General features: G+C 70.2%; 25 protein-coding genes and 2 pseudogenes. 17 read left to right on the top strand and 10 right to left on the bottom strand.

Annotation, left to right across the window (positions count from 1 at the left end; translation table 11 throughout):
• The first annotated feature begins 83 nt into the window (after nucleotides 1-83).
• Nucleotides 84-2,063 carry a heavy metal translocating P-type ATPase gene (locus tag JK361_RS02420; protein ID WP_201813915.1) on the top strand — a complete coding sequence of 660 codons (1,980 nt, stop codon included), beginning with the start codon at nucleotides 84-86 and terminating at the stop codon, nucleotides 2,061-2,063.
• On the top strand, nucleotides 2,060-2,458 hold the full coding sequence (locus tag JK361_RS02415) for a (2Fe-2S) ferredoxin domain-containing protein (protein WP_201813914.1): 399 nt from the start codon (nucleotides 2,060-2,062) through the stop codon (nucleotides 2,456-2,458). The genes JK361_RS02420 and JK361_RS02415 overlap by 4 nt, the downstream gene beginning before the upstream one ends.
• 375 nt (nucleotides 2,459-2,833) lie before the next feature.
• Here the strand turns inward: JK361_RS02415 and JK361_RS02410 are convergent, their stop codons facing one another.
• Genes JK361_RS02410 through JK361_RS42315 form a run of 3 tightly spaced genes read right to left on the bottom strand, consistent with a single transcriptional unit; the run spans nucleotide 2,834 to nucleotide 5,734 of the window.
• Nucleotides 2,834-4,333 carry a sensor histidine kinase gene (locus JK361_RS02410; RefSeq protein WP_201813913.1) on the bottom strand — a complete coding sequence of 500 codons (1,500 nt, stop codon included), beginning with the start codon at nucleotides 4,331-4,333 and terminating at the stop codon, nucleotides 2,834-2,836.
• Nucleotides 4,330-5,046 (bottom strand): response regulator transcription factor, encoded by a 717-nt coding sequence (locus tag JK361_RS02405; protein WP_201813912.1) that lies wholly within the window; start codon nucleotides 5,044-5,046, stop codon nucleotides 4,330-4,332. The genes JK361_RS02410 and JK361_RS02405 overlap by 4 nt, the downstream gene beginning before the upstream one ends.
• Nucleotides 5,047-5,095: 49 nt before the next feature.
• On the bottom strand, nucleotides 5,096-5,734 hold the full coding sequence (locus JK361_RS42315; RefSeq protein ID WP_201813911.1) for a helix-turn-helix domain-containing protein: 639 nt from the start codon (nucleotides 5,732-5,734) through the stop codon (nucleotides 5,096-5,098).
• Between the two features lie 420 nt (nucleotides 5,735-6,154).
• Here JK361_RS42315 and JK361_RS02395 point away from each other — a divergent pair, with 420 nt between their 5' ends.
• The 6 genes from JK361_RS02395 (at nucleotide 6,155) to JK361_RS02370 (ending at nucleotide 12,146) form a co-directional block, all read left to right on the top strand.
• Nucleotides 6,155-7,666: a sulfatase family protein gene (locus tag JK361_RS02395; protein ID WP_201813910.1), complete on the top strand. Its 1,512-nt coding sequence runs from the start codon at nucleotides 6,155-6,157 to the stop codon at nucleotides 7,664-7,666.
• A 122-nt stretch (nucleotides 7,667-7,788) separates the two neighbouring features.
• On the top strand, nucleotides 7,789-8,991 hold the full coding sequence (locus tag JK361_RS02390; protein ID WP_201813909.1) for a beta-1,3-glucanase family protein: 1,203 nt from the start codon (nucleotides 7,789-7,791) through the stop codon (nucleotides 8,989-8,991).
• Nucleotides 8,992-9,001: 10 nt separating this feature from the next.
• Complete coding sequence (locus JK361_RS02385) at nucleotides 9,002-9,658, top strand: thaumatin family protein (protein ID WP_201813908.1); 657 nt, start codon at nucleotides 9,002-9,004, stop codon at nucleotides 9,656-9,658.
• Nucleotides 9,659-10,081: 423 nt separating this feature from the next.
• Entirely contained in the window at nucleotides 10,082-10,801 is a 720-nt protein-coding gene (locus tag JK361_RS02380; RefSeq protein ID WP_201813907.1) for a chitinase, read from the top strand.
• Nucleotides 10,802-10,811: 10 nt separating this feature from the next.
• Entirely contained in the window at nucleotides 10,812-11,666 is an 855-nt protein-coding gene (locus JK361_RS02375) for a glycoside hydrolase family protein (RefSeq protein ID WP_201813906.1), read from the top strand.
• 45 nt (nucleotides 11,667-11,711) lie between these two features.
• The gene (locus JK361_RS02370) at nucleotides 11,712-12,146 is read left to right on the top strand and encodes a septal ring lytic transglycosylase RlpA family protein (protein WP_201813905.1); all 435 of its coding nucleotides are present in this window, start codon (nucleotides 11,712-11,714) and stop codon (nucleotides 12,144-12,146) included.
• A 52-nt stretch (nucleotides 12,147-12,198) separates the two neighbouring features.
• Here JK361_RS02370 and JK361_RS02365 read toward each other — a convergent pair whose 3' ends face one another.
• On the bottom strand, nucleotides 12,199-13,383 hold the full coding sequence (locus JK361_RS02365; RefSeq protein ID WP_201813904.1) for an ROK family transcriptional regulator: 1,185 nt from the start codon (nucleotides 13,381-13,383) through the stop codon (nucleotides 12,199-12,201).
• Nucleotides 13,384-13,931: 548 nt separating this feature from the next.
• On the opposite strand from JK361_RS02365, the gene JK361_RS02360 reads away from it, so the two are divergent.
• Nucleotides 13,932-14,174, top strand: coding sequence for a hypothetical protein (locus tag JK361_RS02360; protein ID WP_201813903.1), 243 nt, complete (start codon nucleotides 13,932-13,934; stop codon nucleotides 14,172-14,174).
• An 18-nt stretch (nucleotides 14,175-14,192) separates the two neighbouring features.
• On the opposite strand, the pseudogene JK361_RS42570 reads toward JK361_RS02360, so the two are convergent.
• Both JK361_RS42570 and JK361_RS02355 read right to left on the bottom strand, forming a co-directional pair.
• Nucleotides 14,193-14,276 (bottom strand): annotated as a pseudogene (locus JK361_RS42570) (integrase); the annotation flags it as partial.
• Between the two features lie 162 nt (nucleotides 14,277-14,438).
• A complete protein-coding gene (locus JK361_RS02355) occupies nucleotides 14,439-15,377 on the bottom strand; it encodes an AraC family transcriptional regulator (protein WP_201813902.1) in 939 nt (312 codons plus the stop codon).
• A 106-nt stretch (nucleotides 15,378-15,483) separates the two neighbouring features.
• On the opposite strand from JK361_RS02355, the gene JK361_RS02350 reads away from it, so the two are divergent.
• Nucleotides 15,484-16,512: an aldo/keto reductase gene (locus JK361_RS02350; RefSeq protein WP_201813901.1), complete on the top strand. Its 1,029-nt coding sequence runs from the start codon at nucleotides 15,484-15,486 to the stop codon at nucleotides 16,510-16,512.
• 175 nt (nucleotides 16,513-16,687) lie between these two features.
• On the opposite strand, the gene JK361_RS02345 is transcribed toward JK361_RS02350, so the two are convergent.
• From JK361_RS02345 to JK361_RS02330, 4 genes are all read right to left on the bottom strand, one after another.
• The gene (locus JK361_RS02345) at nucleotides 16,688-17,365 is read right to left on the bottom strand and encodes a TetR/AcrR family transcriptional regulator (RefSeq protein WP_201813900.1); all 678 of its coding nucleotides are present in this window, start codon (nucleotides 17,363-17,365) and stop codon (nucleotides 16,688-16,690) included.
• On the bottom strand, nucleotides 17,358-17,762 hold the full coding sequence (locus JK361_RS02340; protein WP_201813899.1) for a PaaI family thioesterase: 405 nt from the start codon (nucleotides 17,760-17,762) through the stop codon (nucleotides 17,358-17,360). The genes JK361_RS02345 and JK361_RS02340 overlap by 8 nt, the downstream gene beginning before the upstream one ends.
• A 655-nt stretch (nucleotides 17,763-18,417) precedes the next feature.
• Nucleotides 18,418-19,014, bottom strand: a complete 597-nt coding sequence (locus tag JK361_RS02335; protein ID WP_201813898.1) for an NADPH-dependent F420 reductase — start codon at nucleotides 19,012-19,014, stop codon at nucleotides 18,418-18,420.
• A 41-nt stretch (nucleotides 19,015-19,055) separates the two neighbouring features.
• The gene (locus JK361_RS02330; protein ID WP_201813897.1) at nucleotides 19,056-19,874 is read right to left on the bottom strand and encodes an inositol monophosphatase family protein; all 819 of its coding nucleotides are present in this window, start codon (nucleotides 19,872-19,874) and stop codon (nucleotides 19,056-19,058) included.
• Nucleotides 19,875-20,068: 194 nt separating this feature from the next.
• Between JK361_RS02330 and JK361_RS40945 the strand changes: the two are divergent.
• The 7 genes and pseudogenes from JK361_RS40945 to JK361_RS02300 all read left to right on the top strand — a co-directional run.
• Nucleotides 20,069-20,260 (top strand): annotated as a pseudogene (locus JK361_RS40945) (LysR family transcriptional regulator); the annotation flags it as partial.
• 346 nt (nucleotides 20,261-20,606) lie between these two features.
• Nucleotides 20,607-21,902 carry a bifunctional 3-oxoadipate enol-lactonase/4-carboxymuconolactone decarboxylase PcaDC gene (gene pcaDC, locus JK361_RS02325; protein ID WP_201813896.1) on the top strand — a complete coding sequence of 432 codons (1,296 nt, stop codon included), beginning with the start codon at nucleotides 20,607-20,609 and terminating at the stop codon, nucleotides 21,900-21,902.
• A 40-nt stretch (nucleotides 21,903-21,942) separates the two neighbouring features.
• Nucleotides 21,943-22,578: an MBL fold metallo-hydrolase gene (locus tag JK361_RS02320; protein WP_201813895.1), complete on the top strand. Its 636-nt coding sequence runs from the start codon at nucleotides 21,943-21,945 to the stop codon at nucleotides 22,576-22,578.
• A gap of 45 nt (nucleotides 22,579-22,623) precedes the next feature.
• Nucleotides 22,624-23,403 carry an exodeoxyribonuclease III gene (locus JK361_RS02315; RefSeq protein ID WP_201813894.1) on the top strand — a complete coding sequence of 260 codons (780 nt, stop codon included), beginning with the start codon at nucleotides 22,624-22,626 and terminating at the stop codon, nucleotides 23,401-23,403.
• Between the two features lie 15 nt (nucleotides 23,404-23,418).
• Nucleotides 23,419-23,874, top strand: a complete 456-nt coding sequence (locus JK361_RS02310; RefSeq protein WP_201813893.1) for a DUF6278 family protein — start codon at nucleotides 23,419-23,421, stop codon at nucleotides 23,872-23,874.
• A gap of 135 nt (nucleotides 23,875-24,009) precedes the next feature.
• Nucleotides 24,010-24,753 carry an amino acid ABC transporter ATP-binding protein gene (locus JK361_RS02305; protein ID WP_201813892.1) on the top strand — a complete coding sequence of 248 codons (744 nt, stop codon included), beginning with the start codon at nucleotides 24,010-24,012 and terminating at the stop codon, nucleotides 24,751-24,753.
• Between the two features lie 19 nt (nucleotides 24,754-24,772).
• Nucleotides 24,773-25,684 carry a glutamate ABC transporter substrate-binding protein gene (locus JK361_RS02300; protein WP_201813891.1) on the top strand — a complete coding sequence of 304 codons (912 nt, stop codon included), beginning with the start codon at nucleotides 24,773-24,775 and terminating at the stop codon, nucleotides 25,682-25,684.
• Nucleotides 25,685-25,687 lie beyond the last annotated feature (3 nt).

Below are 25,687 nucleotides of genomic sequence, written 5' to 3'. Positions count from 1 at the left end.
ATATCTTCCTGTACGGTGGGAGGAGCGGCGCCGGGTTTCCGGCTGTCCGCGAGAACGCCATGCCCTCGTGAAGGACTTCCCCGATGACCTCCACTCTCGCCCCGGCCTCCGCCGACCGGGCCGCCCGCGCGCGTGACACCGCCGGGCCCAGGCGCCGTACCCGTGTCCTGGCGCTGCCCGAGGCCCGCTGGGCGGCCGCCGCCCTTGTCCTGTTCCTGATCGCGCTGCCCTTGCAGCTGACCGGCGCCCCGGCGTGGACGTGGGGTCCGCTGTACGCCCTGACCTATGCGGCGGGCGGCTGGGAGCCGGGTTGGGCGGGGCTCCAGGCGCTGCGCGAGAGGATGCTCGATGTTGACCTGCTGATGGTCGTGGCTGCGCTCGGGGCGGCGGCGATCGGGCAGGTGATGGACGGTGCGCTGCTGATCGTCATCTTCGCCACCTCCGGTGGGCTGGAAGCCCTCGCTACGGCGCGCACGGCTGACTCCGTGCGGGGGCTGCTTGGTCTCGCGCCGGCCACGGCGACCCGTGTCGAAGCCGACGGCCGTGAGGAGAGCGTCGCCGTCGAGGAGTTGACCGTCGGCGACACGATTCTCGTCCGGCCCGGCGAGCGCGTCGGTGCCGACGGCCGGGTCCTCGACGGGGCGAGCGACGTCGACCAGGCCACCATCACCGGCGAGCCTCTGCCCGTCGCGAAGGAGAAGGGTGACGAGGTGTTCGCCGGCACCCTCAACGGCACCGGTGCGTTGCGGGTGCGCGTCGAGCGGGACGCCTCCGACACGGTGATCGCCCGGATCGTGCGCATGGTGGAGGAGGCGTCCGAGACCAAGGCACCGACCCAGCTGTTCATCGAGAAGGTCGAACAGCGCTACTCGCTGGGTATGGTGGCGGCGACGCTGGCCGTCTTCCTCGTCCCGCTCGCCTTCGGTGCCGCTCTGACCGGTTCGCTGCTGCGGGCGATGACCTTCATGATCGTGGCCTCGCCGTGCGCGGTCGTGCTGGCGACCATGCCGCCGCTGCTGTCGGCGATCGCCAATTCCGGCCGCCATGGCGTGCTGGTGAAGTCCGCGGTGGTCATGGAGCGGCTCGGTGAGGTCGACGCGGTGGCGCTCGACAAGACCGGCACGCTGACCGAGGGCACCCCGCGCGTCACCGACGTGAGGCTGCTCGCCGGAGCCGGGCTGGAGGAGGACGAACTGCTGACGCTCGCCGCGGCGGCGGAACACCCGAGCGAGCACCCGCTGGCGCGGGCGGTGGTCGACGCGGCGCGCGAGCGATGCCTGGACCTGCCGGTGGCCGAGGACTTCGGCTCCACGCCCGGCGTCGGAGTCACCGCGACCGTCGACGGACGCAAGATCGCCGTCGGAGCGCCGGCGCGGCTGCTCGACGGGGTCGCCGACCCGGGATCCGCGCGGGCGTCGGTGGTCGCCGGTGAGCTGGCGGACGGCGGCCGGACCGCCGTCCTGGTCACCGTCGACGGCACCCCTGCCGGTCTGCTGGGCATCGCCGACCGGCTGCGCGGCGACGCGGCCGCGACCGTGTCCTCCCTGGCCACGCTGACCGCAACCGCGCCCGTGCTGCTGACCGGTGACAATCTGCGCGCCGCCGCCCGCCTGGCCGCCGAGGTCGGCATCGAGGACGTGCGGGCGGGCCTGCTGCCGCAGGACAAGGTGGGCGCGGTCAAGGCACTGGAGGGCGCCGGCCGCAAGGTGATGGTCGTCGGCGACGGTGTCAACGACGCCCCGGCGCTCGCCGCCGCCCACACTGGTGTGGCGATGGGACGGGCAGGCTCCGACCTGGCCCTGGAGACCGCCGACGCGGTGATCGTCCGCGACGAGCTCGCCACCGTGCCCGCCGTGATCTCCCTGTCCCGGCGCGCCCGGAAGCTCGTCGTGCAGAACCTGGTCATCGCCGGTGTCTGCATCGCCGGCCTGGTGGTCTGGGACCTGGCCGGCACGCTGCCGCTCCCGCTCGGAGTCGCCGGCCACGAGGGCTCCACCGTCATCGTCGGCCTCAACGGCCTTCGGCTGCTGCGCGAGGCGGCCTGGCGGCGGGCGGCCCAGTGAGCCGGCGGAAGGCGCCCGCCGCGCAGGCGGCGTCCCGGTGCACGGTGACGGTGTGCCGGGGCTGCTGCTGCGGCACCGCCAAGGTCCCCGGCGTCGACCATGCCGGCCAAGTGACCACTCTGAGAGCCGAACTGGGGGCGGCCGCCCAAGTCCGCGTGGTGAACTGCCTCGACGCCTGCGAGCGGGCCAACGTCATCGTCGTACAGCCGTCCTCGACCGGCCGGGCGGCAGGCGGTCGGCCGGTCTGGCTCGGGCTGGTGAACGACCCCGACGCGACCGCTGATATCGCCACCTGGGTCCGAGACGGCGGCCCCGGTCTCGCCGAACCCCCCGACATCCTCGACCTGTACGAGTTCAGCCCGTCGCGCCGCGTGCGCCGGGCCGTCGAAGACTGAGCGAGGCCGTCCGCCTGCGGTGAGCTTGCGGTGTGTCCGCCAGCGGCTTGGGGAGAGGAAGGCGACGACGTTGAGTTGCCCTCTCGCCCGCACTCCCAAGGGATCATGACGATGTCCTTCGGAGGACCGCAATGATCCAAAGCCACCTACATAGGTTCTCGCAATTCAGTACTCATGCCAGATCCTTTGCATTCGCTTCGCTGAGAGTTGATTGCATGCGAGGTCGCTGCAGAGTTCGGAAGGAGACGGGGACGCCAGTCAGAATGCCGGCGTACCGGCGACAGCCGCAAGGCGACCGCCGTCGGATTAATTGGCACTGGCGGGGAATAATTCGACAGGGAGGAAAGCGGATATCGACCCTAGCGGAACGTAAACCTAGGTGCGCTTGGTGAACGGGCCCGGCGGGGCCTGTTCGGGGGTTCGGGTCAGCCAGTCGCGGTGCAGCAGCGGCAGGGTGTACTCCATGTCCTGGACGCCCGTGGCCGGCAGGTGGAGCTCGAAGCGTGTGCCGGGCCGGCCGTCAGGGCGGTCCGACACGGTGATGTGGCCGCCGTGGAGGGCGGCTTGCTGGGCGACCAGGGTAAGGCCCAGGCCGGAGCCGGGGCTGTCGGGGCCGCGGTGGAAACGCTGGAAGATCTCCTCGCGGCTTTCGGGAGGGATGCCGCGGCCGTGGTCGTCCACCACGAGCACCGCGGTCGCCTCACGCCCACCGAGCGGCGGGCGCAGGGTCACCTCGATGCGGGCGACGCCGTCTTCGGCGCGGCCATGGGTCCAGGCGTTGGTCAGCAGGTTGTCCACCGCCGAGCGCAGCCCCTGCTCCCAGCCGTCGACACGCACCCCCGCGGTGGTGCGTACGGACACTTCGGCGTCGGGGCGGGTGCGCCGCAGGTCGGAGACCGACGCCTCCACGAGCTCCCCGAGGTCCAGTGGCGAGAACGCGTCCGCCTCGATCAGGTCGCCCTGCGCGAGCGCCTTCAGCATCACAAGCAGCCCGAGCAGCCGGGCGTGTTCGCGCCCGAGGTCCCCGAGCACCTCCGCCCGGTCCTCGGGGTCGAGGCCGGGGTGGTCGGTGAGGATGTCGAGGTTGGTGCGCATGCTCATCAGCGGGGTGCGCAGCTCGTGGGAGGCGGTCGCGGCGAACGCGCGGGCGGTGGCCAGCGCCTCCCCGGTGCGCGCGACCTGCTCGTCGTAGCGGGCGAGCACGGTCTGCACCGTGTACGCCAGGTCGTCCACCTCGGTGACCCGGGTCGGCGTGTGCTCCAGGCGTACGGTGCTGGTCCTGGGGTCCAGTCCACTGGTACGCCGCTGAAGCCGCCGTAGCGGAAGAACCGCCCGGGCGGCGACGGCCCAGGCGGTGGCACCGGCCAGTGCGGCGGCCACCAGCGCACCGGTCAGTACCCGTTGGCGCACCAGCGCGAGTTCGTCCTCGGCCGTGTCCGGTGACAGCAGCCACAGATTCGGGGTGTTGCTCTCTTTCGCCGCGGCACCGACGGGCAGTGACAGGACGAGCCAGTCCTTGCCGCCGGAGGTCACGGTGACGGGCGTCGGGGCGTTGCGGGGCAGCGTGGGGTCCGGGTCGGGCTGCGGGCCGGCCGAGATCGTTTCCTGCGGCCCCTTCAGCCGGACGCCCACATCCCGGGCGGAGTTGATCAGCCGGCGTCGGCGGACCTGCTTCAGGAGCGGGTGGTCGGTCCCGGCCACGTCCAGATACGCCTTGGCGTTCTGGGCGACGACCGTCGCGCGGGCGCGCAGTTGGTCGTTCTGGTGCGTGCGCAGGTCGCTGCTGACCAGGTGCAGCAGCAGCCAGCCGGAAGCGAGGACCAGCACGGGCACGCTCACGCCGACCGCGAGCGCGATACGGGTGGACAGTTTCACGGCGTGCCCTCGATGTGCGGGGTCCGGCGGTCCGCGCGCAGGACGAAACCGACCCCGCGCACGGTGTGCACCATCCGGGGCCGGCCGCCTGCCTCCAGCTTGCGCCGCAGATAGCTGACGAAGGTGTCGACGGCGTCACTGCGGACCTGGAAGTCGTATCCCCAGACCCAGTCCAGCAGTTGCTCGCGGGTGAGCACGATGCCCGCGTTGCGGGCCAGGATCTCCAGCAGCGCGAACTCGCGCCGGGTCAGTCGCAGTGGCCGGTCGTCCAGAACGGCCTGGTGGGCGGCCGGGTCGAGGACGAGGCCGCCGACGCGGAGGGGGGCGGTGGCGGCCGGCGGGCGGCGGCGCAGCAGGGCGTGCAGCCGCAGGACCAACTCCTGGAGTGCGAACGGCTTGACCAGGTAGTCGTCCCCGCCCGCCTGTAGGCCCGCCACCCGGTCGGCCGTCTCGTCCAGCGCGGAGAGCATCAGCACGGGTACGTCGTCGCCGTCGTCACGCAGGGCCCGGCACACGTCGATGCCGCTGAGATCGGGCATGCCGACGTCCAGGACGACGATGTCGGGGCGGCCGACGCGGGCCTCCGCCAGACCGGTGTGACCGCCGTCCGCGACCGTCACCGTGAATCCGCTCAGCCTCAGCCCCCGTGCCAGTGACCGCCGTATCGCCGCGTCGTCGTCGACCACCAGGACCCGCCCGGCCTTGCCTGCCATGCACACCTCGGTTTCACCGCGTCGAACGAACTTGCCCGGAGGAGACCGATCAAAGCACGGGCAGGCTCTGCCCGAGAGCGCAGGAGCGCCTCGTCCGGTACTGCGACGGCGTGCATCCCATGACGCGGCGGAAGCTCCGCGAGAAGTGCTCGGAACCGGAGAATCCGCAGCGCCGTCCTATGCGGGCGATGGTGTCGTCGCCGGTCTCGAGATACTTGCGGGCCAGGTCGATCCGGAGTTCGGTGAGATAGCGGTACGGGGTGAATCCGGTGGTGGCCTTGAAACAGCGTACGAAGTGGAAACGGCTGAGGGAGACCAGGGACGCCAGGTCGCCGACCGAGACCGGTTGATCGAGGTTGGCCCGCATATAGGACAGAATCGTCTCGAGCTGCCCTGAGTTCAGCAGACCGGCTGTCCTGCCCGAACCGGACGAGTGCGGCGCGAGCAGGTGGGCGGCGATGAACTGCGCCGCCGACTGCGCGTACAGGTCGTCGGCGCCGACCTCGCTCGCGGCCGCCACCGCCTTCACCATGGCCGCGAGGAGCGGGTCGAACCGCGTCACCGGGTGCGGATCCCACAGATATGGGACGCGTGACCGCAGGTCCTCCTCGGTGATGAACCGGCGCAGCGTGTCGACCGGGAGGGTGAGGGTGGCGATCGTCACGGGCTCGTCACCGGTCGGTGCCACGACCAGCGTCCGGCTCAGCCCCGGGGGAATGATGCACACGTCGTCGGGAAGTGGGAACGCCTCCTTCGCTGTCCGTGTGCCGTGACCTTCGCGAATTTCCATAAGCCCGCTCAGATGGGCATTCAGTTTGATTCCCGAAGACGACGGCAGATGGAACGTGTGGACGCCCTTCTTGAACGTTTGCTTCCATACGTGCAGGGAGTTCCATGCTTTGCTCCCCACCCCGCTGGTTACCTCCAACGCCCGGTTTCCTCTCGTCCGGCTCCACGGCTCTCGATGCAGGTGCCGTGTACAGAGTGCAGGGGAATCAGAGGCTGCCGCAAGGCGACCGGTCCGGATTAATTGGCCTGAGCACGGAATAATTCGGTGGGAGGCGATCTGATATTGACCGGGGCGGATTCCCGCTGCCACGCTCCCAGCATGATTCGCACTCGTCAATTGCTGACACTTACAGCCGGCTTGGCGGCGATGGTGTTCGCCGCTCAGAGCGGAATGAGCGCGGCGACAGCCCACACCACCGCCCCCACCGTGAAGCCGGCCGTGGCCACGGCAGCGGCCAAACCGAACATCGTCTTCGTACTCACCGACGACATGTCCACAAACCTGCTCCCGTACATGCCCGAGGTGCACAAGCTCCAGTCACAGGGCACGTCGTTCAGCGACTTCGTGGTCAGCAACTCGCTCTGCTGCCCGTCCCGTTCGTCCATCTACACCGGTGAGTACCCGCACAACACCGGCGTCCTCAGCAACACGGCAGGGCCCAACGGCGGCTTCAAGGCCTTCCACGACAACGGCCTGGAGAAGGACACCTTCGCCGCCGCCCTGAAGGCCAAGGGCTACCGCACCGCGATGATGGGCAAGTACCTCAACGGTTACGACCCCAAGTCCACGGTCGACGGCCAGCAGCCGTACGTGCCGCAGGGCTGGAGCCAGTGGGACGTCGTCGGCAACGGCTACCCGGAGTACGACTACAAGCTCGCCCACAACCACAAGATGGAACCCCACGGCGACAAGAACAAGGACTATCTGACCGACGTCCTGAGCGAGAAGGGCCAGTCGTTCATCAAGAAGTCCGCGGCGGCGAACAAGCCGTTCATGCTGGAGGTCGCCCTCTTCACACCGCACGGTCCGTCCACGCCGGCCCGCCGGGACAAGAAGGACTTCCCCGGCCTGAAGGCGCCGCAGGGCCCCGCCTTCGACAAGCTCCCGACCAACGCGCCGCCGTGGCTGGCCCGGCAGATCCCGTTGACCCAGAGCGAGAAGACCGCGATCGACAAGAAGTTCCGCAAGCGCGCACAGTCGCTCCAGGCGGTCGACAAGATGCTCGGCAAGCTGCGCCAGAGCCTGACCAGCGCCCACGTCGCCGACAACACCTACGTCGTCTTCAGCTCCGACAACGGCTTCCACCTCGGTGAGTACCGGCTCAAGGCGGGCAAGCAGACGGCCTTCGACACCGACGTCCGCGTGCCGCTGGTGATCGCAGGACCCGGTGTCGCGGCCGGACGGACGAGCCACGCCCAGGTGTCGAACATCGACCTCGCGCCCACCTTCGAGAAGATCGGCGGCGCCGCGGTGTCGTCCAAGGTGGACGGGCACAGCATGCTCCCCCTCCTGGACGGCGGCTCGGACGCGGGCTGGCGCACGGCCAACCTGATCGAGCACCGCCACGCCAAGCCGGCTCATGACGACCCGGACAACCACGGCACCGAGAGCGTCAGCCCGCCGAACTACCACGCCATGCGCACCAACTCCTACACCTACGTCGAGTACGACAGCGGCGCGAAGGAGTACTACGACCTGAGCACCGACCCCGACGAGCTGCACAACATCGCCGGACAGCTGACCCGGGCCCGCCTGGCGAAGCTGCACGACGCGCTGACCGGGCTGAAGAACTGCCACGGCGACGGCTGCTGGAGCGCCGGACACCCGTAGCAGGGCTCCCATGGGTGCCCTGGCCGCCCGCCGCGGCCAGGGCACCGCGTGGGCGGGCGTCCGCGCGCCCGTTTCCCCACCCGTGTTCCGTCACGCACAGCACTGGAGAGAGGAATTTCCGCATGTTCCCGTCCGACGCCCACCCGCCCACCCGCCGCAGAGCGCTCGCCTCGATGGCGGGTGCCCTGGCCGGATCCGCGATCGTCTCCGCCGCCCCGCGCGCCTTCGCCGACTCCGGCGGCGCCGGCCCGGCCGCCGAGGCCGCGCGAGGGGGGCTGCCGCTCACGGTCGTCAACAGCAGCGGCAGGTTCGCCAACGGCAAGGTCCACCTGTACGTCGTGGGCAGCAGGGGAGACCGGCAGGTACGGCTCACCCGGCGGGGCACCCTGGCCCCCGTCAAGCTCTCCGACAACCACGCGGGCGGCTTCGCCGACTACTCCATCCCGCTGACCGCCCACGGCGCGACCAAGCTGCGACTGCCGCAGATGTCCGGACGCATCTACGTGGCCCTCGGCGACAAGCTGAAGTTCAAGGCCGTCAGGGGCGCCGACGGCAAGATCGGTCTTCAGCAGCCGGCCGGCTGGGTGGAGTCCGACCCCAACTTCTCCGTGCTGCACGACTTCGTGGAGTTCACCCACGACGCGTCCGGCATGCACTGCAACACCACCATGGTGGACATGTTCAGCGTTCCGCTGATGATCGGGCTGAATGGAGCGGAGAGCCACAGCACCGGCCGGCTGCCCGCCGGCGGCCGCGTGAAGGTCTTCAACGCCCTGAGGAACCACCCGGACTTCAAGCACCTCGTCATAGCCGACCGGCGCGTCATCGCCCCGAGCCACGGCCTCGACGCCGGCCGGTTCCCCCAGCACTACTTCGACGACTACATCGACAAGGTCTGGCACACCTACCAGAACAAGAACCTCGTCGTCAGGACGAACGCGGGCACATTCACCGGCCGGGTCAGGAACCAGCAGATCACCTTCAGCGGCCCCGCGCAGGTCTCCTTCGCCAAGCCCTCCACCCGTGACGTGCTCTTCTGCGACGGGGCGCTCGCCGCCCCCAACGACGGGATCACCGGCCCCGTCGCCGCCGCCCTGGGCGCCGCGTTCAACCGCTCGACGCTGCTGAGCCACAGCAAGCAGCCCACCACCCGCGCGGCCACCTTCTACGACACCGCCGTCACCAACCACTACGCCAAGGCCATCCACGCCGCGACCAGCAACGGCAAGGCCTACGGCTTCGCCTTCGACGACGTCGCCGACTGGGCCTCCTACATCGAGGACCCCCGCCCCCAGCACATGCACCTGACGCTGACCCCGTTCTGAGACACCCGCCGTGACGTTCGTCAACCGGTCCGGGAAGAAGCTGTGGATCGGCGGCACCGTCAACAAGGACGAGCTCGACGGAGATTCGAAGAACCTGAAGTCGCTGCCCGTGCTCAAGCCCGGGCAGTCGGCGACCGTGACCATCCCGGAGGTCAAGGCCCCCCATCACTGGCGCGGCAAGTTCTTCGCCCGCCAGGGATGTTCGGGCAAGCCGGGAAGCACGTTCCACTGCGCCATCGGCGACTGCGGAGTATTCGCCCAGCGCTGCAAGACGGGCGAACAACCGGTCAGCCTGGCCGAGTTCAACTTCGACAAGAAGGAAACGAAGGCGCCCTGGTACGACGTCAGCTACGTCAACGCCTTCTCGCTCCCCATCACCATCGCGCCCAAGGGAGCCGAGAAGGTCACCAAGAACGGCTCGTGCTCGCAGCAGGGCTGCCGGAAGAACCTGCTGCGTTGCTGCCCGAAGGGCGACCGGCAGCACAACTCCGCCGGGAAGACCGTGCTGTGCGTGAACCCGAACCGGGATGCCACCTCCGCCTACAGCGATGCCGTCAAGAAGCACTGCCCGAAGGCCTACGCCTGGTCCAAGCAGGACCAGGAGACCGGCAACAGGACGATGCGGCAGTGCGCCAAGTGCAAGGGCTTCGTCGTGACGTTCTGGTGATCCCATGACCCCATGACCCCCTGCTCCACGAGCCGGCCGCCCCGCGAATACTCCCGCGGGGCGGCCGGCTCGTATTCGGTTCGGACGCGTCGGCTCAGGCACGTCGGTTCAGAGGCATGGGTTCAGAACTTCGCGCCGAAGTCCTGCGTCCAGTACGGGCCCCCGCCGACGGTTGATGACCGGTCGCATGAATCCCCTCCAGAAGAACGCCGGCGCCCGATCGCGAGGATGGCGACAGCTACTCCGGATCATATGCTCGCCCGTTCCGCACGCGGTTGTCGCGCGCGAACTCCCCGAGCAACAACTGCGAGCAACAACTGCCGTTCCCAAAGCAATTTATGAGCCCTTTCTCCGGGCGGCGGCAGGTAGCTTCGTATCCGGGTTCCGATGGGCAACCCGCCTTTACTCCAAGGAGTTTCCCGTATGCGAAGGCTACGTGCCGTCCACGCCGTGCTCACCGCCGCATTGATAGCGATCTCCGCGGTCAATCTGAGCACCAACACGGCGTCCGCCGCAGGGCAAAGCGGTGGTTTCGTCGTCAGCAAGGCTCAGTACAACAAGATGTTCCCGCACCACAAGAAGCTCTACACCTACGAGGGCCTGGTCAAGGCGATGAAGGCATTCCCGGCCTTCGCGCACACCGGCGACGCCAAGACCAAGAGGCGTGAGGTCGCGGCCTTCCTCGCGAACGTCAGCCACGAGACCAGCGGGCTGATCTACATCAACGAGCAGAACAAGGCCAACTGGCCGACCTACTGCCAGCAAGAGCCCTACGGCTGCCCGGCCGGCCAGTCCGCGTACCACGGCCGCGGCCCGCTCCAGATCAGCTGGAACTACAACTACAAGGCGGCCGGCGACGCGGTCCACATCGACCTGCTGAACCACCCGAACCTCGCGGCGACGAACCCCGTCGTGACCTGGAAGCTCGCGCTCTGGTACTGGATGACCCAGTCCGGCCCCGGCACCATGACGCCCCACCACGCGATGGTCAGGAGCGGCGGCTTCGGCGAGACCATCCGCAGCATCAACGGCGCCATCGAGTGCAACGGCGGCAACCCGGCCGAGATGAAGGACCGGGTCGCCAAGTACAAGAAGTTCACCAAGATGCTCCACGTCGGTGCCGGCGCGCACCTCAGCTGCTGAGGGAGGCGCCATGCGGAAGGTACGCGTCCTCGCCCTGCCGTTCCTGCTCTCGGCCTTGCTCGTGGCCGGCAGCCAGAGCGCCGCGCCCACTGCGTTCGCGGCCGGCGGCCATTCCGTTGCCGCCACCTCCGCGGCGAAGAAGAAGGGCATCAGCGCCTGGAAGTTCGACGGCGTCACCAAGGCGCTCGCCGACTCGAACTCCGGCTGGTTCTACACCTGGTCGTCGGGCAAGGGAGGAATCAAGCCGCCGCGCGGTGTCGAGTTCGTGCCCATGATCCATGACGCGGGCTCGGTGACGAACAAGGAGCTCGGCCTGGCCGAGAAGCAGGGCAAGAGCCTGCTCGGCTTCAACGAGCCCGACAGGTCGGATCAGGCCCACATGAGCGTGAAGCAGGCACTCGACCTGTGGCCCCGGCTCCAGTCGACCGGTCTGCGGCTCGGCGCCCCCGCCGTGGCCACCGGCGGCGATGTCGCCGGCGGTTGGCTGGACCGGTTCATGAAGGGCGCCGCCGCCCGCCACTACCAGGTCGACTTCATCCCCCTGCACTGGTACGGCGCGGACTTCGACGCCCAGCGCGCGACGGGGCAGTTGCGCAGCTATCTCGAGGCCGTGCACAAGCGCTACAAGAAGCCGATCTGGCTCACCGAATACGCCCTGATCGACTTCTCGTCCGGCACCCCGCGCTATCCGTCCAAGGCGCAACAGGCCGCTTTCGTGAAGAAGTCGACGGCCATGCTCCAGCACCTGGACTACGTCCGGCGCTACGCGTGGTTCACCCTCTCCACCGACCACGGCGACGGCACCGGCCTTTACCACGGTGCGACGGCCAACCGGGTGGGCGTCGCCTATCGCTCCGCGGGCTGAACACAAGATCAATCAGTCGAAATCACGAGAAACGAGGGAAAGAACATGAGCAAGCGGACCCTGCACGCCTCCATCGCGGCCGGTGCGGCCGTACTGACCGCGATGGTCGCCCTGGCTCCGGCGAGTTCCGCCGCGACCGCCTCCGCGCAGGCTCATAGGCCGAAGTGCTGGGCGACGCACTACGGCCCGATACCCGCCGGCAGCACCACCGCCAACGGCGACATCTTCGACAACAGCAAGAACACCGCGGCGACTTCGCTCACCCGCAATCCCCAGCTGCCCTTCGGCACGAGGGTGCGGGTCACCAACGTGGCGAACGGCAAGTCCCTGGTCGTGCGCATCAACGACCGCGGCACGTTCAAGCACACGAAGGCGGAACCCAAGTGCCTGGACCTGACCGACGGCGCCTTCAGGCGGCTCGGCGGGAGCCTCAGCCCCGACGCCGGTCACATCGTCGTCCGGCAGAAGGTGCTGAAGTGACCCTCTGAGAAAGACGGGGTGACCGGCGGCCGGAGCGGCTGACGTCTCCGTGTCACGGTGTGAGCGCCCGGGTTGCCTCCCGCAGCCCGGGCGCTTCGTGATCCGGGTGCCGCCGGAGCAGGGCGAGGGCGCCGAGGGCGGTGCCGGTATCGCCGAGTCCGGCCGGAATCACTCGGGGCGCCCCGTACGAACAGCGCGCGACATGCGTGTCGAGCATGTGCTCGATCGGTGCCATCAGGGCTCGACCGGCGTCGACCAGCTCGCCGCCGATGACGATCACGTCGGGTCCGACGGCATGGCTCACATCGGCCAGCACCCTGCCGACATGCGTGCCCACCCGTGCCAGGACCGCGTGCGCGGCCGCGTCGCCGGACTCCAGCGCGCTCACCAGTTCCGGCAGGTCCGCTGCCGCGGTTCCCGCGGTGCGGCAGGCGTCGAGTACGGCCCCGATCGACGCCACTGTCTCCAGGCATCCGATCGCACCGCACTCGCAGGGCGCGCCGCCCGGGTCCACGGTGATGTGGCCGAACATCCCGGAGCGGCCGTGGGCGCCGCGGTGCAGTGTGCCGGCCATCACGAGTCCGCCGCCGACGCCGTGCGACAACCGCAGGCACAGCACGTTCTGTTCACCCGCGGCGGCACCCCAGACCGTCTCGGCCAGGGTGGCCAGCCGGGTGTCGTTGTCGATCAGTGCCGGTGCGCCGAAGCGTTCGCGCACGCGTGCCGCCACGATGTCGTGCCGAGGCGCCCACAGCGGGCCCTGCTCCGGCGTGCCGACCGGTCCGACCACCCCGACGCCGATGCCGTTCAGGGCGCCCGGTCGCAGCGTCCCGTGCGTCAGCTTGTCCGCCAGTCGCCACGCGAGGTCGATGCGGGTCTGCCACGGGGTGTCGGGGTCGTGCGGTTCGCCGGTGGTGCCGACGATCTCGTGCGCCGCGTTCATCGCGGCCACCCGCACCGCCCGTCGCGCGAACTCGATGCCGAGCAGCCGGCCGGCCCCGGGGTTCACGGTCAGTACCTCCGCCGGGCGGCCCCGCTTGCGCCGGGCCGCCTCCGGAACCGAGGCGAGGACGCTGCCGTTGTCCATCAGCGCCCCGACGGCGTCGTAGAGCGTGGTGCGGGACAGGCCGCTCAGGATCAGTAAGTCTCCCCGGGTGAGCGGACCGTGCTCGCGCAGCAGGCTCAGTACCAGGGCCTCGTGCGCGCTGGAGGCCCGTGTCGTCGTCTCAGTCAGCATGGCGGAAGGCGTCCCCCTCTTTGAGCACAACTGTTGCGTGGGGGGACGGAGATCAGTCGTCCGTCCCCCGCGGCGCAAGAAGCTAGAGGGCGTCTTTGTGGGAATTCTGTGGAGCCACTCAGAGGGAGGACACCTGGGCGTAGGCGGTGTTGCCGCGCGCCGGAGGGGGCTGACGCCGCCCGGGTCAGGGGTGAGGCGTGACGTGCACCTGCACGGTCAGCGTGCCGCTGTTGTCCTGGGATCAGGCACCGGAGGCGTCGCTCATGCCCAGTTGCAGGCGGGCGTCGCCGGTCGCCCGGAAAGTCAGCTTCCGCCCGACGATGTGCATCGGATATCACGCGCTCTCACGTTTCCTTTGGGAGCGGTGTCCGCCGGAGCGCTCCAGCCGCCCGCGGAGCGATCCGCGCGCTTGTCCGCCGAGGTTGATGCTGGGATCTCCCGGTTGCGACGCCGGTCTGCCCGGTGGGGCGCCCGCTGTATCTCCCCGAACATGCGGGTCTCGGCGAGTGGTCGGACGGGCCGCCACGGGCGAGAGTCGGCGCGGGACCGTGTGGCCACATCGTCGTAGGTCCGCGGGGCTGCCGGTCGATCGTGACGAGGTCGAGGAGGCTCTGGAGGCGGCGTTCGAGCTCGACGGCGAGGTCACCGGCGCGGTCAGCGGCATGGGTCGCTGCCATCTGGACCTCGAAATCGCGGATGGCTCAGACCCTGCTGCGGCCCTGGAGCGGCTTTGGCCAGTGCTGTCCGAGCTGGGCGTCGCGGACTGTGCGACCTTGAACGTCAGTGAGTGATCGGGCCGCGATTCGCGCTCGCCCGCCCCAGCGGATGCCCTTCTCGCTGCGGACCCGGGCGCGTTCACGGCGCTCTGCCGCCAGGACGTCACGGTGACCGGCCCAGCCTGGTCGGGCGGGTGGTGACCGTCTGGGCGACGAACTCCTCGTCGTCAGGACTGAGCAGGCGGGGCCGGCCTCCGGCCCACTGTGCGACATCCGCGAGTTCTCCTGAGCCCGGATAGGTACCCGAGGCGCGCCGGCTCCGCTCAGGGCTGATCTCCGTCACCGGCCCGCGATCGGAACGGCCTCCTGGCGCACGCGCGTCCGGTAGCGCTGCGGCGACTCCCCGACAACGCGCTTGAACGCCGTGCTGAACGCGCTCTCCGAGCCGTAGCCCAGCTCGGCGGCGAGCGCCGCGACGCGGGCGTCGCCGTTCCGCAGCGCGCGCTGGGCCAGCAGCATGCGCCACCGGCCCAGATAGGTGAGCGGCGGTACACCCGCGGCCTCGCGGAACCGCTCCGCGAATGTGGTCCGGGACATCGCGGCGGCGCGCGCCAACTCCTGCAGCCCCCATGCGTGTTCGGGGCGGCCGTGGAGCAGGTCGACGGCGGGGCGCAGGCGCTCGTCGACGAGCAGGCGCAACCAGCCGGAGGGCAGGAGGGTCTGGTCGACGTAACAGCGCAGCACCTCCAGCAGGAGCAGTTGGCCGTACTGCCGGATCGCGAAGGCCGAGCCGAGCCGGTCGCCGGTCGCCTCGTCGAAGAGCCGCAGCACGGCGGCGAGCAGCCGGTCCCCGTCTCCGGCGGCGGAGGACCGGATGTGGGCCACCGGTGGAAGTGACTCCAGCAGGAGCGTCCGCCCGGCCTCGTTCACGCTGACGCATCCGCCGATCACGACGTCGTCGACGGCAGGGTCCGAGCCCGCGAAGCGGGCGGTGGAGAAGTCCGACTCCGGCTGGATCTCGTGGCGCGGCGCCGCGCCGGCCTCGAAGGCCACCCACGAGCGCCCGGTGAGGATTACCACGTCACCCGCCACGAGGTCGACCGGTTCGACGGCGCCGTCGGTGGTGAGCCGGGCGCGCCCGCTCACCATCGCGAAGAACTTGACCGGATCGGCGAGCGGGCCGCGGGCCCACCACCCGCCGCGGGCCGCGACGCCGCCGGTCAGCACGCTGCGCACCTCGACCAGGTCGAGTGCCTCGGAGAGTCGGTCGGGATCCATGTCCGTACTCTCGCGCAAGAAATCGGGATGAACAAGTATTCATAGTCCGGCGAACGACAGACAGGCTGGTGTCGGCGACACAGCAGGACGACCTGAAGGAGACACCATGCGCTACCGCAGCCTCGGCCGGACCGGGATCAAGGTCAGCCCCTACGCCCTCGGCGCGATGATGTTCGGCGCCCTCGGCAACCCCGACCACGACGACTGCGTCCGCATCATCCACCGGGCGCTCGACGCCGGCGTCAATCTCGTCGACACCGCCGATATGTACGCGCACGGCGAGTCGGAGGAGATTGTCGGCCGGGCGCTGAAGGGACGACGGGCCGACGTCGTGCTCGCGACCAAGGCCCGGAACCCGATGAGCGACGAGCCGAACCACCAGGGCGCGTCCCGGCGCTGGCTGGTGCGCGCGCTGGAGGACTCGCTGCGCCGCCTCGACACCGACTACGTGGACATCTACCAGATCCACCGCCCGGACCCCGACACGGACATCGAGGAGACCCTCGCGGCCCTCACCGATCTGCAGCGGGCCGGAAAGATCCGCGCCTTCGGCACGTCGGCCCTGCCGGCCTCCGACATCGTCCGGGCGCACTGGGTCGCCGAGCGGCGCGGGCTGGCCAGGCCGCGCACCGAGCAGCCGGTCTACTCGATCCTGAACCGGGGCATCGAGCGCGAGGTGCTCCCGGTGGCGCAGGAGTTCGGCATGGGCACCCTGGTCTGGTCGCCCCTCGGCGGCGGCCTGCTGACGGGGCGGTACCGCAAGGGCCAGGAGGCCGCGACGCACCGGTCGAGGTACGGCTTCCGGCACCTCACGGACGACCGTCGGCTCGACGTGGTCGAACAGCTCATCCCGCTGGCCGAGGAGGCCGGCCTGCCGCTCACGCATCTCGCGATGGGCTTCGTGCTCGCCCACCCGGGCGTGACGTCCGCCCTCCTCGGACCGCGGACCATGGAACACCTGGACGACCTGCTCGCGGGCGTCGATGTCACCCTCACCGACGACGTGCTGGACCGGATCGACGCGATCGTGCCGCCCGGCACCGACACCGGCACGCTCGACATGGCCTACCAGCCGCAGGCCCTCCAGCGCCCCGAACTGCGCCGCCGACCGGCCGGCGAGCGCGCGGCGGCATGACGTCGGCTCCGGCCGGAGCCCTGCCTGCGCTTGTGCCGCCCCCGGCCGGTGTGAGGCACAGCGAAAGCGTCACTGGTAACCGCCCCGCGCAGGCTGGCCGCCGACCGCTGCGCCAACCGTCGGCCGATGAGAACGCCGGCGAGGCGAAGCGGAGCGTTGCCCAGGGCAGGACAGTTCACGTTTCGTAGCGGCCATGGTGCGCGCGTGAGAGGGCGGCGGCGCCCTGGCAGGCGAGGGTGGCGGCATCGTCCGCGTACTGGGGGATGTCGTCGGGCCATTTCGAGGTCGGCTGGAGGATCAGCAGCGAGACGGCACCGTGCAGGGACGCGCAGATGGCCCGGGTCAGCGCCGTCACATCGCCGTGGAGCACGCCGGCGTCGGCGCATCGCTGCACCGTTTCCCGCAGGAATCGGAAGCAGGCGTCGGCGACCTGCTCAGTGGCGGCTGTCGCGGGTCCGGTCGCGACCAGGCGGTAGCGCAGGGGATGGTCGAGCCCGAACCTGATGTAGGCGACACTGCGCTGGTGGAGTTCGGTGAACGGGTCGGTGGTCTGGGCGCTGATGCTCAGCATCCGTCGGCCGAGCTCGTCCCAGACCCCGAGGCACACGGTGTGCAGCAGTTCCAGTCGGTTGTCGAAGTGCAGATATACCGAGGGGGTGCTGACCCCGACAGCCTGTGCCACCGCACGGATGGTCACGCCGTCCTCGCCGGCGTCGTCGAGCAGCGTGCCGGCTGCTTCGATGAGTTCGTCCCTCAGTCGGCCGCCGTGGCCTCGCTTGGCGCGACTGCGCCGACGGCCTTCGGTTGTGCCGGCGCGACCGTCGGCCGTGGTCCGGCCGGGTCCCTTAGTCATGGCGCCTCCGGAGGGCGACGAGTTGAGTGACGCGGACGCAGAGCCGGTCTCTGTCATCCCTGATGTCGATTTCGACGGCGACCGTCGACTTGCCGACGTGCAGCGGGCGGGAGGTCGCGAAGGCCCCGGTGCCGTGTACGGGCCGCAGGAAGTGGGTGGTGGATTCCATGGTCGCGGGGACGGTGTCGGTGGTCCCGTTCAGCGCGGCGCACACGGCGCCGGCTACATCGGCCAGCCCCATCAGTGCCCCGCCGTGCATCGCGGCGCCGACGGTGGACTGCTCGGGCGTGTAGGCGAGTTGCGCGGTGACAGCGTCGGCCTTGAGGGATCCGAAGCGTATCCCGAGCGTCCTGGCGAACGGCGCCAAGGTGTAGACGTCTTGCGCGGTGACGGTCATCGCGGCCCCTCAGGTTGTCGCCGTTAAGTTAACGGTGACATGTTATGTGGACGTCACGGTTCGCGTCCACGCCTGTGGAGCGAAGGCTGCAGGGCCGTGCAGTCTTCCGGTGCCGATCGGAGGCGTACTGAGAGACGCCGAGCTGTCACTCGGACAAGACGACTTCAAGTGTCCGGAGAACCATCGAACTTCATCTCGTACCGCCGGCTCGCCCCGGCCGGCAGGGTCGGGACGAGCTTGGCGAGCGCGACGTCGACGGGAAGCCCACAGCATCGGACTCCGGCCGCCACGGCACCGATGCATGTGGACGGCGCTACCTGAGCAGGGGCATCACCGCCACACCGCCGCGGCCATCGACTACGGCCCTGACTTCGCGGGGTGAAACCCGCCGCGCGCAGCACACGCCTCCAGTCGGTGAGTCGGTGCTGTGCCGGGAGGCGCTCGTCGCCGGGAATGTGCGGGTGCCAGCCGGTGAGCACCGGGCGGCCGCCGGGCTTGAGGATGCGCAGTGCCTGGCGGGCGGCGGCGAGGCGGTCGGGCGCGTACTGCGGAGCGTCCAACGACCCAGCCCTGTCCTGGTCCACGAGCATGGACAGGGTGAGTGGGTGGCCGTGGCTGATGTCGATCCCGCAGGGAGCGGTGCACTGTGTGCGGATCAGCGGGCGATCGAGATCGCGAAGGGTGTGAATCCGCTGGACCGAATCACGTGCGGGACGAAGAGGATCGCGGCCTCGGTGGCGCGGGCGGTCTGGATTCCGCCGAGGTCGGTGATCCACTCCTTGTGCCAGCCGAGGTCGGTGAGCAGTTCACCGACAGTCTGCTTGGCCTGCGGGTCGTCGCCGGAGAGGAACGCGGTCGGTGTCTGGGTGAGCGTGGCCGGTGCGGTCATCACCGGGAAGAGCATGGTGTTGAGGGTCTTGACGACGCGGGTTTCGGGGAGGGCGTCCTGGAGTTGCTCGGCGAGGCTTGAGCCGGGGTAGATCAGGTCGGCGGGTAGTCCGTCCGGTCCGTCGGTCGTGGCGTTGGAGACGTCGACGAGGATCTTGCCGCGCAGTTCCTCCCGTAGGGCGGCGAGCCGGTCCAGCGAGCCGGCTCCCGGGGTGGCGTTGATGACGATCCGGGCTGTCCGGGCAGCGTCAGCGGCGGCGCCCGGTGTGCGGTCCGCCACGGTCACCTCATGCCCTGCCCGGGTGAGGGCTGTGGCCAGGTTGCCGCCGACGCGGCCGTTTCCGAGTACTGCGATCGTGGTCATGGTGATGTGGTCCTTTTCGTGGGTGCGGGTTGTGGGCATGGTCAGCGTGAGAGCGTGGCGACGGCCTGGGCGTGGATGCCGGGGGCGGCGGCCAGGAGGCTTTCGCTCTGTGGGGTCCAGGGGCGGCCCTGGGCGTCGGAGATCTGTCCGCCGGCCTCGGTGACGAGCAGTGCGCCGGGGAGCAGGTCCGCGCGGGCGCCGGCGAACTGCCAGAAGGCGTCGATGCGGCCGGCGGCCACGTTCAGCAGGTGCAGGGTGGCGGGCACGGCGGTGCGGACGACGAGCGCGTCGAAGAGCATCGCGGTGATCGAGGAGCCGACGCGGCGCACGACCTGCTCGTCCTCGTCCGGCCTGGCCTGGCTGGTGGCCACGATGCTCAGGCCGAGGTCCGTGGTCTGGGAGACGTGCAGCGGGCGGCCGTCGAGGTGGGCGCCGCCGCCGGTGAGCGCGGTGTAGGTCTCGCCGGTCAGCGGCAGGTGAACTGCGGTGAGCACCGGTTGGTTGTCGCGCACGAGGGTGGCGGTGACCGCCCATTCCGGCAGGGCGTGCAGGTGGTTGATGTTGCCTTCGGCCGGATCCACGACCCACCATTCGCCGGGCGGCAGCGCCCCGCCGTCCAGCTCGTCCTCCACCCAGCCGGTGTCCGGGCGCAGGCGCGTGAGGCGGGGGCGCAGGATGTCGAGGGCCGTGTCGTCGTTGGCGGCGAGCGCGCGCATCAGCTCTTCGCGGGTCCGGTAGCCGACGACCTCGCCGAAGCGCTCGCGCAGCGCCGAACCGGCCGCGCGCACGGCGGTCGCGGTGTGGCCGAGCAGGTCGGCGTCGGAGGCGGCGACGTCAGTGGTCTGAGGCATTTCGGACATGGTGGTACTCCCGTGTGAGGAGGGGTGATGAGGCGGGACGGGCGAGGCTGTGCGCTCCGTCTTGCGCTCTCGTCTCGACGGTATAGAGCCCTTTGATTGACTTCAAATGCATGTCAAGTACGCCTGGGATTACTCGCATGCAATTGGATTTGAACCCGCTCGCCGCGCTCGACGCGCTGCTTGCTTCTGCATAGGTCCACGGGGTGCTGGCACCGAGCCGTGAACTCGATCTGGCAGCACTGGAGCGGACTTTCACACTCCGCCGGCACGATTCCCTGGTCGCCTTGAGCGGCCCCACACTGCTCTCGGCCGTGCGGGGACAGGCTCCGGGCGTGCGACTGCGCTTCGTCGCGGAATCGAGCATCGAGATCCTCGAACTCCGCAGAGTGCGCCTCTACGACGCTCGCTCTTCCTGCCTCACGTACCTCGCCGACAACGGCGTGCCGGATCACATCCTTGCCCGGTGGGCCGGACACACGAACGTCAAGACCACCAAGAAGACAGCTTGTCCACCGTGTGGTGCCGAAGAGGGAAGCTCTGCGGCGCAGGGACTGGGAGGGCGCGCGAGCCAGGAGGACGCACTGTCCCAACGGCCACGCGTACACGCCGGAGCACCCATATCTGGATCCCCGAGGGTTCCGGCAGTGTCGGCGGTGTCGCGCCGCGAGGGTCAAGAGCCGCCGGGTTCCCCCGGCCGTGTGAGATTTCGTGAGACATGAGAGGGTCTGGGGCGTGAGTGAGACACCCCCGAACACCCTGCAATACCGCTTTGACGGGCCTGAAGACGCTCCGGTCCTGATCCTGGGTCCCTCACTGGGTACCACATGGCACATGTGGGACCGCCAGGTACCGGAACTGACGAAGCAGTGGCGGGTCTTCCGGTTCGACCTGCCCGGCCACGGCGGTGCCCCCGCGTACCCGGCCGGCTCCGTCGCCGAGCTGACGGGCCGGCTGCTGGCCACGCTGGACGCGCTCGGCGTCCAGCGCTTCGGCTACGCCGGCTGTGCGCTGGGCGGCGCCGTCGGCATCGAGCTGGCATTGCGCCACCCCGAGCGGCTCGCCTCGCTCGTGCTCGTCGCGGCCTCGCCCCGGTTCGGGACCGCCGACGAGTTCCGGCAGCGCGGGGTGGTCGTCCGCACGAACGGGCTCGACCCGATCGCCCGGACCGCGCCGGACCGCTGGTTCACCGGCGGGTTCGCCGCCGCGCAGCCCGCGATCACCGAGTGGGCCGTGCAGATGGTCCGCACCACCGACCCGGGCTGCTACATCGCCGCCTGCGAGGCCCTCGCCGCCTTCGACGTACGGGCCGAGCTGGGCCGGGTCGGGGTGCCGACCATGGTGCTGGTCGGCTCCGACGACCAGGTCACCGGCCCCGCCGAGGCCCGCACCCTGGTCGCCGGCATCCCGGATGCCCGGCTCGCGGTCGTTCCCGGCGCCTCCCACCTGGTGCCGGTCGAGCAGCCCGCCGCCGTCACCGACCTGCTCGTCCACCACTTCTCCACGGCCTGGCAGCAGCCCTTCGACACCGGGCAGACCGCCCTGCCCGCCGCCCTGGCCGCCCCGGCCCCGGTGCCTGCCGCGCCGCCGCAGCCCGCGCCGGTCGCCGAGATCGCCCCGGCGGCGGTGGCCGTGCAGCCCGCCGGCCGGCCCGACCGGTACGACACCGGGCTGAAGATCCGCCGCGAGGTGCTCGGCGACGCGCACGTGGACCGGGTCCTGGCGCAGGCCGACGAGTTCTCCGCGGACTTCCAGGAACTCGTCACCCGCTATGCCTGGGGCGAGATCTGGGACCGGCCCGGCCTGGACCGCCGTACCCGCAGCTGCATCACGCTCACCGCGCTGACCGCGGGCGGGCACCTGGAGGAACTGGCCTCGCACACCCGGGCCGCCCTGCGCAACGGGCTGACCCCGGGCGAGATCAGGGAGGTGCTGCTCCAGGCGGCGGTCTACTGCGGGGTGCCGGCCGCGAACAGCGCGTTCCGGGTGGCCCAGCAGGTCATCCGGGAGGAGACCACGCCCGCCGAGTAGCACCCTCGCGGGGCGGCCGTACGCGGCAGGATGGGGAGACATGAAGCTCACCAAGAAGTCCCACGCCTGTGTCCGCCTCGCCAAGGAGGGGCGGACGCTCGTCATCGACCCCGGCGGGTTCTCCGAGGAGGACGCGGCGGTCGGCGCGGACGCGATCCTGGTCACGCACGAGCACCCGGACCACTTCGACGAGGGGCGGCTGCGGGCCGCCCTGGAGGCGAACCCGGCCGCCGCGATCTGGACGCTGAAGGCCGTCGCCGACAAGATCACGGCGGCCTTCCCGGGCCGCGTGCACACCGTCGGCCACGGCGACACCTTCACCGCCGCCGGCTTCGACGTGCAGGTCCACGGCGAGCTGCACGCGGTCATCCACCCGGACATCCCGCGCATCACCAACGTCGGCTATCTGATCGACGGCGGGAAGGTCTTCCACCCCGGTGACGCCCTCACCGTCCCGGACCACCCGGTGGAGACCCTGATGCTCCCGGTGATGGCCCCCTGGAACAAGATCTCCGAGGTCATCGACTACGTCCGCGAGGTCGGCCCGCGGCGCGCCTACGACGTCCACGACGCCCTGCTCACCGACCTGGCCCGGCCGATCTACGACCGGCAGATCGGCGCCCTGGGCGGCACCGATCACCAGCGGCTCGCGCCCGGGGCGTCCGCGGAGGTCTGAGTGCGCGGGCAGGCGTTGTCACACCTGCCGGGTAGGTTGTGGGACATGCGCATCGCCACCTGGAACGTGAACTCGATCACCGCCCGCCTTCCGCGGCTGCTGGCCTGGCTGGAGAGCAGCGGCACCGACGTGCTCTGCCTCCAGGAGGCCAAGCTGGCCGAGGAGCAGTTCCCGTTCGACCAGCTGCGCGAACGGGGATACGAGGCCGCGGTCCACGCGACCGGCCGGTGGAACGGCGTGGCGGTGCTCTCCCGCGTCGGCCTCGAGGACGTGGTCAAGGGCCTGCCCGGCGACCCCGGGTACGACGGCGTGACCGAGCCGCGCGCCATCTCGGCGACCTGCGGCCCGGTCCGCGTCTGGTCGGTGTACGTGCCGAACGGCCGCGAGGTCGGCCACCCGCACTACGCGTACAAGCTCCAGTGGTTCGAGGCCCTGAAGGCGGCCGTGTCCGGCGACGCCCAGGGCAGCCGCCCGTTCGCCGTGCTGGGCGACTACAACGTGGCGCCGACGGACGACGACGTCTTCGACCCGGCCGCCTTCGAGGGCTCCACCCACGTCACCCCCGCCGAGCGCGCCGCCCTCGCCTCCCTGCGCGAGGCGGGCCTGAGCGACGTCGTGCCGCGCCCGCTGAAGTACGACCGCCCGTTCACGTACTGGGACTACCGCCAGCTCTGCTTCCCGAAGAACCGCGGCATGCGCATCGACCTGGTGTACGGCAACGCGCCGTTCGCCAAGGCCGTCGGGGACGCCTACGTCGACCGCGAGGAGCGCAAGGGCAAGGGTGCCTCCGACCACGCGCCGGTGGTGGTCGACCTGGACGTGTGATGCCACGCTGGGTCCATGCACCTTCCGTTCCTGGGCCCCCGGCACGAGAAGAAGAGCGGCGATGGAGGTGCCCCCGCGCGAGCGCGTTCGCGTGTGGGGGAGTTCCCCGCCGACGCAGAGGCCGTCGCCGAGCTGCTGTCCGAGTGCGAGCTGCTGCGCTCGCACGCGGCTCGGGCGGGTGTCCGCCTGGACGACACACCGGCCTCCCTGGAGGCCCTGGACCAGATGGTGCCGCGCTGGCGGGACGACCCCGAGATCCTGCCCTGGCTGGGCCATGACGCCGGGCTGTACCTGGGCACGGTCGTGGTGCGCACCGTGCCCGGCGCCGCCTGGCAGATCCGGTCCGACGGCGAACCCGTCGTACGGCTCGCCTCCGGCCGTGCGGTCGAGGTGGTGCCGGCCGGGCAGGAGTGGGCCGTGAACGGCGTCCCCGAGCTGTCCCAGTGGTACGCCGAGATCGCCGAGGCCTGACCCGTCGGGCCCCCGGCTCACCCAACTGACGTAAATACGGCTAATGCCCGAAAAGTGCGTGTCGTCTCTCGACCCCGCAGGCGCCTGGATAGGTTGCGGCAACCACGACACAGCAGGAAGTGAGTAGGGCTGCGGATGGCCGTCGATCCGTTGATCGAACTGCGCAACGTCAACAAGTACTACGGGGAGCTGCATGTCCTGCGGGACATCGATCTCACCGTCGGCAAGGGGGAGGTGGTCGTGGTCATCGGCCCCTCGGGTTCGGGCAAGTCGACGTTGTGCAGGACGATCAACCGGCTGGAGACCATCCAGTCCGGCACCATCACGCTGGACGGGCAGCCGCTGCCCGCGGAGGGCAGGGCCCTCGCCCGGCTCCGCGCCGAGGTCGGCATGGTCTTCCAGTCCTTCAACCTCTTCGCCCACAGGACGGTCCTCGAGAACGTCTCCCTCGCCCAGGTCAAGGTCCGCAGGCGCAGGAAGGACGAGGCGGACCGCCGCTCCCGCGAACTCCTCGACCGCGTCGGCCTGCTGAACCAGGCCGCCAAGTACCCGGCCCAGCTCTCCGGCGGACAGCAGCAGCGCGTCGCCATCGCCCGCGCGCTCGCCATGGAACCCAAGGTGATGCTCTTCGACGAGCCCACCTCCGCCCTCGACCCCGAGATGATCAACGAGGTGCTGGAGGTCATGCGGCAGCTCGCCCGGGACGGCATGACCATGATCGTCGTCACCCACGAGATGGGCTTCGCCCGCGCCTCCGCCAACCGCGTCGTCTTCATGGCCGACGGCCGGATCGTCGAGGACCGCAGCCCGGACGCGTTCTTCACGAACCCGAGCAGCGTCCGCGCCAAGGACTTCCTCTCCAAGATCCTCAAGCACTGACCCCGGGGGAGTGCGACCCGTGTTCCGTACCGCACGTGTGTTCCGCGTCCTGTGCGTGCTGCTCACCCTGCCGACCGCCGCCTGCGGCAAGGAGGGCAGCCCGCCGGGCAAGGGTCCCGCGGCCGAGAGACTCCCGCACTACCGGGCGGTCCGGGACTTCACCCTGCCCGGATCCCCGGCCTGGACCCGGGCGAAGAAGCGCGGCCACTTCGTCGTCGGCGCCAAGGAGGACCAGCCCTACCTCGGCGAGAAGGACCCGGCCACCGGCACCTACTCCGGCTTCGACATCGAGATCGCCAGGATGATGTCCGCCTCCCTCGGCCTCCCGCCCGAGAAGATCCGCTTCCGCACGATCGCCTCCGCCAACCGCGAAACCGCCCTCCAGAACGGCCAGATCGACTACTACGTCGGCACCTACACCATCAACGACAACCGCAAGAAGCTCGTCGGCTTCGCCGGCCCCTACTACCTGGCCGGCCAGTCGCTCCTCGTACGCAAGGACGAGAACGACATCCACGGCCCGCGGGACCTCGCCGGCAAACGCGTCTGCTCGGCGGCCGGTTCGACGCCCTACCAGCGCATCAAGGCCGACTACCCGAAGGCGGCCCTGGTCGCCTACGACACCTACTCGATCTGCGTCGACAACCTCCTCACCTACCAGGTCGACGCCGTGACCACCGACGACGCCATCCTCATCGGCTACGCGGCCAAGGCCCCCGGCGAACTCAAGGTCGCCGGCAAGCCCTTCTCCGAGGAGCCCTACGGCATCGGCGTCCCGCGCGGCGACAACGCCCTGCGCTTCGCCCTCGACGACGCGCTCCGGGCCCGCGAGAAGAACGGCGACTGGAAGAAGGCCTACGACGCCACGCTCGGCCTCTCGGGCGTGCCCGCCCCGAACCCGCCCGCCATCGACCGCTACCCCGCGAGCTGAGCG

The sequence above is a fragment of the Streptomyces musisoli genome, from assembly GCF_016741855.1.
Classification (GTDB): Bacteria; Actinomycetota; Actinomycetes; order Streptomycetales; family Streptomycetaceae; genus Streptomyces; species Streptomyces musisoli.
Note: the sequence above shows the minus strand (reverse complement) of the source record. Positions and strands in the feature narration are given on the sequence as shown.